Source organism: Parasphingopyxis sp. (genome assembly GCF_052168275.1).
Taxonomy (GTDB): Bacteria; Pseudomonadota; Alphaproteobacteria; order Sphingomonadales; family Sphingomonadaceae; genus Parasphingopyxis.
The window spans coordinates 23,535-34,328 of the sequence record NZ_JBQLZM010000007.1; the positions used below are offsets into that span (position 1 = coordinate 23,535).

The 10,794-nt window shown below is 65.9% G+C and carries 11 protein-coding genes; 1 reads left to right on the top strand and 10 read right to left on the bottom strand.

What is annotated here, in order from left to right; genetic code table 11:
- The 10 genes from pufC to ACTS1X_RS00930 form a co-directional block, all read right to left on the bottom strand.
- Window positions 1-1,089 (bottom strand): photosynthetic reaction center cytochrome PufC, encoded by a 1,089-nt coding sequence (pufC, locus tag ACTS1X_RS00885; RefSeq protein WP_442612501.1) that lies wholly within the window; start codon window positions 1,087-1,089, stop codon window positions 1-3.
- Window positions 1,086-2,060: a photosynthetic reaction center subunit M gene (gene pufM / locus ACTS1X_RS00890; RefSeq protein ID WP_442612502.1), complete on the bottom strand. Its 975-nt coding sequence runs from the start codon at window positions 2,058-2,060 to the stop codon at window positions 1,086-1,088. Before pufM ends, pufC begins: the two co-directional genes overlap by 4 nt.
- A 13-nt stretch (window positions 2,061-2,073) precedes the next feature.
- Complete coding sequence (pufL, locus tag ACTS1X_RS00895) at window positions 2,074-2,898, bottom strand: photosynthetic reaction center subunit L (RefSeq protein WP_442612503.1); 825 nt, start codon at window positions 2,896-2,898, stop codon at window positions 2,074-2,076.
- A gap of 103 nt (window positions 2,899-3,001) precedes the next feature.
- The gene (pufA, locus tag ACTS1X_RS00900) at window positions 3,002-3,184 is read right to left on the bottom strand and encodes a light-harvesting antenna LH1, alpha subunit (protein ID WP_176869099.1); all 183 of its coding nucleotides are present in this window, start codon (window positions 3,182-3,184) and stop codon (window positions 3,002-3,004) included.
- A 44-nt stretch (window positions 3,185-3,228) separates the two neighbouring features.
- Window positions 3,229-3,393, bottom strand: coding sequence for a light-harvesting antenna LH1, beta subunit (gene pufB / locus ACTS1X_RS00905; RefSeq protein ID WP_176869100.1), 165 nt, complete (start codon window positions 3,391-3,393; stop codon window positions 3,229-3,231).
- A gap of 123 nt (window positions 3,394-3,516) precedes the next feature.
- Entirely contained in the window at window positions 3,517-4,962 is a 1,446-nt protein-coding gene (gene bchZ, locus ACTS1X_RS00910) for a chlorophyllide a reductase subunit Z (RefSeq protein ID WP_442612504.1), read from the bottom strand.
- A gap of 127 nt (window positions 4,963-5,089) precedes the next feature.
- Complete coding sequence (gene bchY, locus ACTS1X_RS00915; RefSeq protein WP_442612505.1) at window positions 5,090-6,625, bottom strand: chlorophyllide a reductase subunit Y; 1,536 nt, start codon at window positions 6,623-6,625, stop codon at window positions 5,090-5,092.
- Window positions 6,626-6,628: 3 nt separating this feature from the next.
- Window positions 6,629-7,627: a chlorophyllide a reductase iron protein subunit X gene (locus ACTS1X_RS00920; RefSeq protein ID WP_442612506.1), complete on the bottom strand. Its 999-nt coding sequence runs from the start codon at window positions 7,625-7,627 to the stop codon at window positions 6,629-6,631.
- Window positions 7,624-8,559, bottom strand: coding sequence for a chlorophyll synthesis pathway protein BchC (gene bchC, locus ACTS1X_RS00925; RefSeq protein WP_442612510.1), 936 nt, complete (start codon window positions 8,557-8,559; stop codon window positions 7,624-7,626). The genes ACTS1X_RS00920 and bchC overlap by 4 nt, the downstream gene beginning before the upstream one ends.
- Before the next feature lie 119 nt (window positions 8,560-8,678).
- A complete protein-coding gene (locus ACTS1X_RS00930; RefSeq protein ID WP_442612507.1) occupies window positions 8,679-9,830 on the bottom strand; it encodes a methyltransferase in 1,152 nt (383 codons plus the stop codon).
- Between the two features lie 59 nt (window positions 9,831-9,889).
- On the opposite strand from ACTS1X_RS00930, the gene ACTS1X_RS00935 reads away from it, so the two are divergent.
- Window positions 9,890-10,794: phytoene desaturase family protein (locus ACTS1X_RS00935; RefSeq protein ID WP_442612508.1), on the top strand; the 905-nt coding region annotated here is incomplete at its 3' end.

Sequence of the window (10,794 nt, forward strand, 5' to 3'; positions counted from 1 at the left end):
TTATTCCGCCGAGGCTACGATCTCCGGATCTTCGAGCATCTCCTCGACCTCGTCCCCGGGGACGATCGGCGCCGAACCCGATGCCGGCGCGGCGGTGAATTGCAGCACCGGATAGTCGGCAACCATGCGTGCCCCGCCAAGCGGCAGGCGCTGGCCCTGGTGGCAGGTAACGCAGCTCACCTTGTACGGATCTCCCGCGGGCCCGAGCCTGTTCGCCGGGAACATGCCGGTGAGCGGCGTGATATAGGCGTCGTTGATATCGCGCACCATGCGAATGCCGAACCAGGCCGTCTCGCGCTGCCGGCTGCTGAGCGACCATTCGCGGAAGCTCTGCGTATTGTGGCAATGGGTGCAGTTGACGTCGAGCGCCTGCGACAGGTGCATCATCAGGGCATAGGTGTCCTCGGTCTCCATCGTCGTCAGCCGGTTTGCCGCTGTCGGAAACATCGTGGCCGAGGCGACACGGATATCGCCGGGTTCTCCCGCGTCGCTCGCGAAGAAGCGGGCGAGACTGCGGGTCGGCAGCGATGCGTAGGCGGTAATCGGATCCGGCGCGTTCTGGCCGTTGCGATTGCCTGCCCGCACCCGCCGGTCGGCTGCCGGCATCGTCCAGACCGCCTCGGGCACGGCATTGCCGCGATGGCAGGTCCAGCAGGTCACGCCGGTCTGGCGGACATGGTCGGCCCAGTTCGCATTCACGTTCTGCGTCATCTGGATCATCCGCCGCGCGACATCCTTGGTGTAGACTTCGTCCGACGCCAGGTTGGCCGGATTGTGGCAATAGTTGCAGCCTTCGACCGGCGAGACCCATTCGGTGATCGCCGCCATCAGATAATCGAATTCCTCGACGCTGACATCGGCGAGCACCTGCACATTCTCGTAGACTTCGCCGGCGGTCCGGCCGCTCGGCTCGGGCAGTTCGTAGGGCGGCGCCGGCACCTCGCCGGCAGCCGTGCCGCTGACGAGATCGATCTCCGCCATCGCCGTTCCGCGATAGCCGGTCTGCGTGACCTCCTTGCGGCCCAGCTCGCAGCCGCCGAGCAGCAGCGGCACCAACACAAGCGACAGAAGAGAAAGGGACTTTGTCATGATCCTGTGCTCCCCATTGCGGACGGATCGACCGCGCCGGTATCGGGATAGGCGGGCGCATAGCCATGCTGCTGCGCCCAGAGATACCAGTTGTCGACGACCGTGCCGGTCAGCAGGATGCCGATTCCGCCGGTCAGCGTCGTCAGCACCGCAAACCACCAGGCCCAGCGGTGAATCGATTCCATCGTGGCGTTGAAACCCATCGTCCAGCGCCAGAACAAAGCGGCGCGTTCGGAAGCCGTGCCGCGATCGGTGATCTGTTCGAGCTCGCGCTCGCCGCCATAGCGGCCGACCGCGAGGATCGTCGCCCCGTGCATCGCGAACAGCAGCGTCGAACCGTACAGGAAGACGATCGAGAGGCAGTGGAACGGATTGTAGAAGAGATTGCCGTAGCGGATCGAGAAGGCCGCGGTCCAATCGAGATGCGGGAAGATGCCGAACGGCACCGCTTCGGCCCAGCTGCCCATGAAGAAGGGCCGGATGAAGCCGAGCACGAGGAACAGCCAGATCGCGCTGAGGAACGCCCAGGATACGTGCAGGCCCATGCCGAGCGCCTTGGCCCGCGTATAGGTGCGCACCCACCAGAGCAGCAGCGATGCGGTGAGGCAGAAGCCGGCGATGATCCACCAGCCGCCTTCGCCCAGCGGCACGAACGGGCTGAAGCCGTATTCGGGTCCGGGCGGCTCGAGCGCCAGCCAGAAGAGCTGGCGGACGAACTGGACCGGATCCCAGCCGACCGAGGCCAGCATGTTGAGGCCGACGATCTCGAACCAGAGAAAGCCGAACACCAGCGAGGCGACGCCGGCCCAGCCGAGATAGATCGGGCCGATCTGCGCCTGGCCGATCTTGCCGAGCCAATAGTTGAAGAAGGTTTCTTCGATCCGGCGTTCGCTGCCGGCGGGCAGCGGCACGCCCATTTCGGGAGCGGTCCTGAGCTGGACCTGGGTGAAGATGTTTTGATAGCGGGCCATCGTCAGATCTCCTTCAGGACCAGATCGGGAGGTTGAGCCACCAGGTCCACCATTCGGGCCAGCCGCGCGTCCACATCGGCCCCGATATGATGATGCATATCGCGCTCCAGAAACCCGCGTTGAGCGCGAGCAGCAGGCCGAGCCGGTGGATGCCGAGCGTGCCGATCGAATAGCCGATCAGGTCGCGGAAGAACGTGTCTTCATATTCGGGCGTCTTGACCTCTTCGCCCTTCCCCGGATTGACCGCCGACAGGATCAGCGACCCGTGCAGCGCCAGCGCGAAGGTCGTGGTGAAGAAGAAGGACACCGCGATCATGTGCGCGGGATTGTAGTGGAAGTGCAGATACTGGTAGCCGGTGTTCGAGACCCAGTCCAAATGGCTGAATATGCCGTAGGGGAAACCGTGGCCCCAGGCACCGAGCAGCAGCGGGCGGATCACGACCAGCGACACATAGGCGAAGATCGCGACCCCGAAGGCGAACGGCACATGATAGCCGATGCCGAGCTTCCTGCAGATCTCGACCTCTCTCAGCGCCCAGGACACGAAGGCCCCGATCGCGCAGAAGGTGATGATCTGCCAGAAGCCCCCCTCGTTCAGCGGCGCCAGCGCGAGCCCGTAACTCAGATCGGGCGGCTCGATCGATATCAGCCACGGGTTCCAGGTCGCGCCCTGCGACGCGTCGTAGAAGATCAGCGCCGTTCCGAGCACCGCGAACAGCGCGGTCGTGACGCCGAAAAAGCCGACATAAAAGGGGCCGACCCAGAAATCGAACAGATCGCCGCCGATCAGCGTGCCCCCTCGCACCCGATATTTCCGTTCGAAACTCAACAGCGCCATGGCACTATCCTCCGCCCGCCATCGCGGCGGGTCTCGTGGTTCTATCGTTCAAACCGCGGGAGGCGCGCGGCGCGCACGCCGCGCCCTCTCGCAGAGGCTTGGATCAGGTGACGGCGACGGTTTCCGCAGCCGCCGTTTCGGCCGCTTCGGCCGCGCCACCTTCGATCCAGTTATATTTGTCGGTGCTCAGCAGGATGAAATGAATGATCAGTGCGAGCACGAACAGGAACACGAACAGCGCGACCAGCGCCCTGCGCGGATCGAAGATTAACCAGATTCTCCACATTGTATTTCTCCGTATTTATGGAAGGCGTTCCGTTTGCGCGGCGCTCAGAACCAGGGATTCCACATCCAGACGAGCAGATGCGCGATCAGCGCGATGATCGTGAAAACGATGAAATTCCCGACGAAGATCTTGTGGAATTCCTTCGCTTCCTCCGGCGTCAGATAGGTCGACGGCCCGAAGCGATCGTCATGGGGTGTTGGATCAGTCATATTTCCATCTCCAGAATTGCCTCTTCAGATGCGAGAGACGGCTCGCGCCTCCCGGCGGTATCCCCGCATTTTCTGCGGGAATTTCGGGACCCGGCGGCGACCGGGCGGATGTCTGGACGGCGCTCATGCGCCCTGTCCTTCGAGCAATGCGTCGGCCAGCCGGTCGGCGGTGACGCGGGTTTCTCCGGCGCGGCGCGCGGCGCGTTCGGCGGCGTCGCGCAGGCGCTTGGCCGCCGAAATGCGCACCAGCACGGGCTGCGCCTCGACCAGCGCGTCGAGCTTGGCCTTGGCGTCGCCATCCCAGGCGAGTTCCTCATGGCTGCGCGCGGGCGTCGCATCGGTTTCGTCAAGCTGGGTCGAGAGCGGAAGGATGTGGAAGAGCGCGTCGAAGAGCGCGTTGCAGACTTCCTGGACGAGATAGGTCGCGCCCGAATAGCCCATGAACGGCGTTCCGGTATGCCGGCGGATCGCAGCGCCCGGAAAGGAGGCCGGGATGTAGATGCCGCGCGCGCCGCACTCGGCCATGTACATCCGCTCGTTATAGCTGCCGAAGACCACCAGCGGCGGATTGCCGTGGATGGCCTCGCGCACCGCCTGGTTGTCCGGCTTCACGCCGGCGCTGCGCGAAAAGGAAAAGGCGCAGGGCAGCCCCATATCCTCTTCGAGGAAGTGGCGGATCCCGCGCGCATAGGTTTCGTTGGCGACGATTCCGAAATTGGCGGTGCCGAAGAAATCCTGGGTGACCGAACGCCACAGATCCCAGAGCGGCTTGATCGTCGTGTGCTTTTCGCGCTCGATGAACGGCTCGGGATCGAGCCCGGTCTGCGCGCCCAGCTCGCGCAGGAACTTGGTGGTCGAGGACAGACCGACCGGCGCCTGCAGATAGGGCCGCTCGAGCAGCTCGCACAGGTTGCGGCCGAACTCGCGATACATGCAGACATTGACCGACGCGTTGGCCAATTGCCGGATATCGGCAAGATGGCTGCCGAGCGGGAAGACCATGTTGACTTCCGCGCCGATGCCCTCGATCAGCCGCCGGATCTCCGCGAGATCGCTCGGCATGTTGAACATGCCGTAGCTCGGCCCGATGATGTTGACCTTGGGTCTGTCGCCCTCTTTCAGCGCCTTGGGCTTCGGCATCTTCTTCGGACCGAACTCGGTCCACAGCCAGGACAGGGCCCGGTCTTCGGACTGCCACTGATCCTCGTCGATCGTGCGCGGCAGGAAGCGCTTGATGTTGGTGCCCTCGGGCGTCACGCCGCCGCCGATCATCTCGGCGATCGAGCCGGTGACGACGACCGCGGGCAGGTCGGGATCGAGCGTCTTCCAGGCGCGCCTCATCGCGCCTTCGGTGCCCGTCTTGCCGAGCTCTTCCTCGCCCAGCCCGGTCACGACGATCGGCAGTTCGTGCGGCGGCAGCCCGTCGGTATAATGGAGCACCGAGGTGACCGGCAGATTCTCGCAGCCGACCGGACCGTCGATGATCACCTGCAATCCCTTGATCGCGGTGAAGGCATAGACCGCGCCCCAATAGCCGCCCGCGCGGTCGTGATCGAGGACAAGCGTCATGGGCTCTCCCTCCACGATTCGTCATTGCGAGGAGCGCAAGCGACGAAGCAATCCAGAGCCGCGCACACCATAGCTTGCGGCTCTGGATTGCCGCGCGCCTTCGGCGCTCGCAATGACGAAGAGGCGCTCACGTGCCCACCGCCTCGGCCGCCTTCGCGGCCGCCGCATTCTGCGCGGCATATTTCTGCTTGAACTTGGGCCGATCGGCCGGCCTATCCTCCCAGATGCCGGCGCTGTAGCCCTCGCCCACCCCCTCGAAAAACTCTTCCATCCGGTCGAACCGGGCCTTGTTGGCGAGCGCCGCGTTGACGACCTGCGCCAGGCTTCCGGCCCCGGCCGGTCCCATGAGCGGTCGCGCCGAAATCAGGTTGGTGAAATAGAGCGCGGGCGTGGCCTTGGCCTTCGCATGCTGCACGACCGGCGTCGTGCCGATGGCGAGATCGGGACCATGCTCCTCGACCGCGGCGATATCCTCTTCCAGGCTCGCGCGGTAGTTGACCGTCACGCCCTTGGCCTCCAGCCATTCGCGGTCGGGGTCCGACCAGCGGGTCCTGGGGCAGGCGGTGCCGACATAGGGGACGTCGGCGCCGCTTTCGATCAGCAACCGCGCGACCAGCAATTCGGATCCTTCATAGCCGGACACGGTAATGCGCCCCTCGATCGGCATCGCGCCGAGGGCGCCCTCGATCGCCGGGAGCATGGCGTTTTTCGCCGCATCGACCTTGGCCCGGGCGACGCCGCACGCGGCGCCGATCGCATCGAGCCAGGCCGCGGTGCCGTCGCGCCCGACCGGGGCCGAACCGACGACCGGGCGTCCGGCCGCGTCGAACTCGCGAATGCTGGCGATGTAGAAGGGGTGGATGGCCGCAACGACGGCACAATCGAGCGCCGAATAGAGTTCGCGCCATTCGCGCGTCGGAACGACCGGGCCGGCCGCGAGACCCAGCGGCTCGAGCATCTGCCCGATGCCGACCGGATCGGCGGGAAACATCTCGCCCAAGAGCGTCACCGTCGGCCGGTCTGGTCGTTCCTTCGGCGCGGCGACGGGGCCCTGCTCGGCCTCGCCGCGCGCATAGGCGAGCATCGCGCCCGCCAGGACGTCCTTGGCTTCGGCATGGGTCGGTACGCCGAAACCCGGAACGTCGATCCCGACGATCCGCACCCCGTTGATCTCGTCGGGAAGCAGGCGGAGCGGCACGCCACTTGCCGTCGGCACGCACAGATTGGTGACGACGATCGTATCGTATTTGTCCGGATCGGCGAGTCCCTCGACCGCCTCCTTGATATCCTCGAACAGCTTGCCGGTGACCAGCGTCTCCGAATTGAACGGCACATAGCCGACCGTCCGCCGGGCGCCGTAGAAATGCGAGGTGAAGGTCAGTCCGTAGACGCAGCAGGCCGATCCCGAGAGCACGGTCGCCGTACGCCGCATCCTGAGGCCGACGCGCAGGCTCCCGAAAGCCGGGCACATGGATTGCGGCTGGTCGTGCGGGCCGGTCGGATAGTCTTCGGCATAGCGGTCGAGGACCTCGCTCTTGCCGGCTTTCCTGGCCGCGTCGCGCATCGTCTCCGCGCCACCGTGGCAGCCGCCCTGCGCATCCGCTTCCGGCTCGATGTCGAGCCGGTCGGGCGCGCGCACGACGTCGGTGGCGAGGTCGGTCATCCGCTACACCTCGTCATAGATCACCTCGAGCGACGGCCTGGGTTCGTAGGAACCGCCACGCATGTCCGCCTGGGTCGCCGGCACGAGCTGGACATCGCCGCCGGTTTCGTCGGCGCTGAAAAGATCGAGCAGCCCGTCCTGGTCGAGCGGGGCCGGCTGTTGCGGCGGGGCCTTTGCGACATTTTCGGCCAGCTCTTCGAACAGCCCGCTCCATTCGCTGTCCGGCTTACCGATGATCTGGTAGTTGGCCGATTTTCGGCGGATATCCTCGTCCGCGGGAATCGCGCACAGCACCGGAATATCGACCGCTTCGGCGAAAGCCTGCGCCTCGCCGGTCCCGTCATCCTTGTTGACGATCATGCCGGCGACGCCGACATTGCCGCCCATCTTGCGGAAATATTCGACCGCCTTGCAGACATTGTTGGCGACATAGAGCGACTGGAGATCGTTCGAGCCGACGACGATCACCTTCTGGCACATGTCGCGCGCGATCGGCAGGCCGAAGCCGCCGCACACGACATCGCCGAGAAAGTCGAGCAGGACGTAATCGAAGCCCCAGTCGTGGAAGCCCAGGTTCTCCATCAGCTCGAAGCCGTGGATGATGCCGCGGCCGCCGCAACCGCGACCGACCTCGGGCCCGCCGAGCTCCATCGCGAACACGCCGTCGCGCTGGAAGCAGACATCCTCGATCGTGACTTCCTCGCCGGCGAGCTTCTTCTTCGCCGATGTCTCGATGATCGTCGGACAGCTCTTCCCGCCGAACAGCAGACTGGTGGTGTCCGATTTGGGATCGCAGCCGATCAGCAGGACGCGCTTGCCCTGCTGCGCCATCATGTAGCTGAGGTTGGAGAGCGCGAAGCTCTTGCCCGAGCCGCCCTTGCCGTAGATCGCGATGATCTGGGTTTCCTTGGTGATCTCGCCGCTATGAACGGGATCGGGCTCGATGGCCGCTTCCTGCCGCAGGGCTTCGGTGTCGAGCCCGCCTGTCTCAAGCATCGTCATGCGCAGTCGCTCCAATCCAATACCATCTTGAGGCAGTCCGGGTCGTCGAAGGCGGCCGGATAGGCTTCCACCGCATCCGCCGCCGGCCGGACGGTCGTGATCAGGCCGTCGAGCGCCAGCGCATCCGATTCGATCAGCGCGCGTGTCGCGGCGAGATCGTCGGGCCGCCACTCGGCCGCGATGCGCAGCCGCGCCTCGCGCTGGAAGGCCTGCGGGAAAGCGAAGGACAGCGGCCGATGATAGAATCCGGCGAGCACGATCTCGCCGCCATGGGCCAGCCGGGCGATCAGCCCGTCGAGGCCCGAGGCATCGCCGCTGACATCGTAGATGGCGCGATAGTCGCGCCGCTCGTCGTCCTCGGGATGGATGACCGCGTAACCGCGCGCGCCATCCTGCCGGTCGCGGTTGATGTCCCAGACGACCGGCGCCGGAGCGCCCGACGCGACGGTCAGCCTCGCCAGCAGCCGCCCCAATACGCCATGGCCGACGATGAGTTCGGGCGGCTCGCCGCCATTGAGGGCGTGAAGCGCGGTCGCGGCCAATGCGAACAGCACGCCGTCGCGGCCGAGCGACTCGGAGACCGGCAAGGCGCGGGCGGCGGGAATGACGACGCGGCGCGCCGATCCGCCGAACAGGCCGCGCGCATCCTTGTAGCAGTTTGCCCCCGGCACGAAGACCCATTCGCCGATCCGCGATTGCGCGTCCGCACCCGCCTCGACGATGCGGCCGACCGATTCATAACCCGGCACGAGCGGATAGCCCATGCCCGGAAAACTCGGCATGTCGCCGGTCCAGAGCAGTTTCTCCGTGCCCGTGCTGACACCGCTCCAGTGAATTTCGACGAGAACGTCCGAAGCGCCGATCGGCTCCAAAGCGAGTGTGCGGAGGGAGAGCTTTTTCGGCTCTTCGAGTATGACCGCCAGTGCGTCCATACGACCTCTCACCCCTTATCCTCGACCGCGCCACCGGCCATGCGTTTATCGAATACGCTGACTCGATTGTCACATTAACTCGACAGTTTAGTATGTCAATCTAACCTTACACATTTGTGTCAGGCCGATGCGACGATGATCCGTGCGATCAGCGGCTGTCGGTTCGGCACCGACCGCCAGGACGAAAAGCCGGCATCGGAGAGCAGCGCACCGATTTCGTCCGGCCGCCTCGGGCGTCCCGAGCGCATCGCCCACAGATAGAGTCCGAAATAGGCGTCCCCCATCGCCTCGGCGCCCGGCGTTCCGGCCATCGGCTCGGCGATCAGCAAGACCCCTCCGGGCGGTAGCGCGGCGCGGATCGACGCCAGCAACCGCGCCGCCACGTGATCGTCATGGTCGTGCAGGATACGGACGAGCGTGACGATGTCGTAGCCGGTCGGTAGCGGGTCGGCGGTAAAGTCGCCGGGATGGAACGCGATTCGCGCCGCATGGCCTGCCGCACCCAGCCTCGCCCGCGCCCGCTCGGCCACGGCCGGGAGATCGAACAGGCCGAGCGCAAGCATCGGCGCGGCTTCGGCCACTGCGCCGAGAAAGGCGCCGTCGCCGCCGCCGATATCGAGCAGCTTGCTGTGCCGGGAGAATCGATAGGCGGCCAGTATCTGCTCGGTGACCATGGGCTGGGACGCGGCCATAAGCGCCGAATAGGGCGAGACGGCCTCCGCGTCCGCACGCGCCGCATCGGGCGATCCGGCATAGGCCCAGTAGCGGGAAAGCGCGCCGTTCTCCGCCCGATCCCTTCGAAGCAGTTCGAGCGGATCGGCGAGATCCGTATAGAGGAGATGGTGATGCCGGATCATCGCGATCGCCCCGGCATTGCCCGACAAGGCCGCACCCTCGGCACCGAGCGTCCACCATCCGCCGCCCAGCGGCTCGGCGAGCTTCAGCGATCCTGCGGCGCGCAACAAGCGGTCCGTTGCCTCCGGCGAAAGGCCTGTGTGATTCGCAAGGTCCGTTTCCGTTCGCGGGCCCGCGGTCAGCCGATCGAGCCATCCGCTTTCGACAAAGGCGTGAAGCGTCTGCGAATAGGTAAAGCCGGCGACCAGGTCGAACAGCCGGGCCGCACGGCGGCGGGCGATCGGACGGCTCAACGGGAAGGCCGCCGCCCGGCGCTGAAAGACCGGACTGGAGAGAAGCCGGTTGCGCCAGGCCGTCCAGCGCGCCCGGAAACCGCGCGGCCTGCGCGATCCGGACGGAGAGTCTGACGGTTCCATATGTCCAAATGATTGGACAGATGCTATGTCCGCGTCAATCGGCTTGTAAGGAGAGCAGATTGCCGGACGGGCGTGTAGCGATCATCGGCGCGGGCATCGGCGGGCTCGTCAGCGCCGCGTTGCTCGCGGCGCGCGGGCATGCGGTCACCGTTATCGAAAAGGAACCGACGCCGGGCGGCAAGGTACGGCGCGTGAGCGTCGACGGCGCCGAGATCGACGGCGGGCCGACCGTCTTCACCCTGCGCGACGTGTTCGACGAGATATTCGACTCGGCGGGCGCGAACCTCGACGATCATGTTACCATGCGCCGCGCCGACATCCTCGCCCGCCACGCCTGGGGCCCCGAAGAACGGCTCGATCTGTTCGCCGATCCGGCGCGAAGCGAGGCGGCCATCGGAGAATTCGCAGGTGCTAGGGCGGCGCGCGGTTTCCGATCTTTCAGCATCGAGGCCAAGCGGATCTACGATCTGCTCGACAGCTCGTTCCTCCGCGCCGGCAAGACCTGGCCGCCGGGCCTGATGAAGCGGATCGGCCTGTGGCGGATCGGCGCGCTGATCGCACTGCGGCCCTATGAGAGTTTGTGGCAGGTTTTGGGCGAGCATTTCCGCGATCCGCGCCTGCGCCAGTTGTTCGGCCGCTATTCGACCTATTGCGGCTCGTCCCCCTTCCAGACCCCGGCGACGCTCATGCTGATCGCGCATGTCGAATCGCAAGGCGTCTGGCTGGTGGACGGCGGGATCAGCGCGCTGGCCGACGCGCTCGCGACCGTCGCCCGACAGAATGGGGCGGTGTTCCGCCATGGCGAGGCGGCACAGGAGATCGTGATCGAAAACGGCCGCGCGGCCGGCGTGCGGCTGGTTAGCGGCGACCCTATCGCCGCCGATACTGTGATCGCGAACGCCGGCCCGGCGGCGGTCGCCCATGGCCGGTTCGGCGGGGCTGCGAGCCGCGCCGTCCGCAGGAC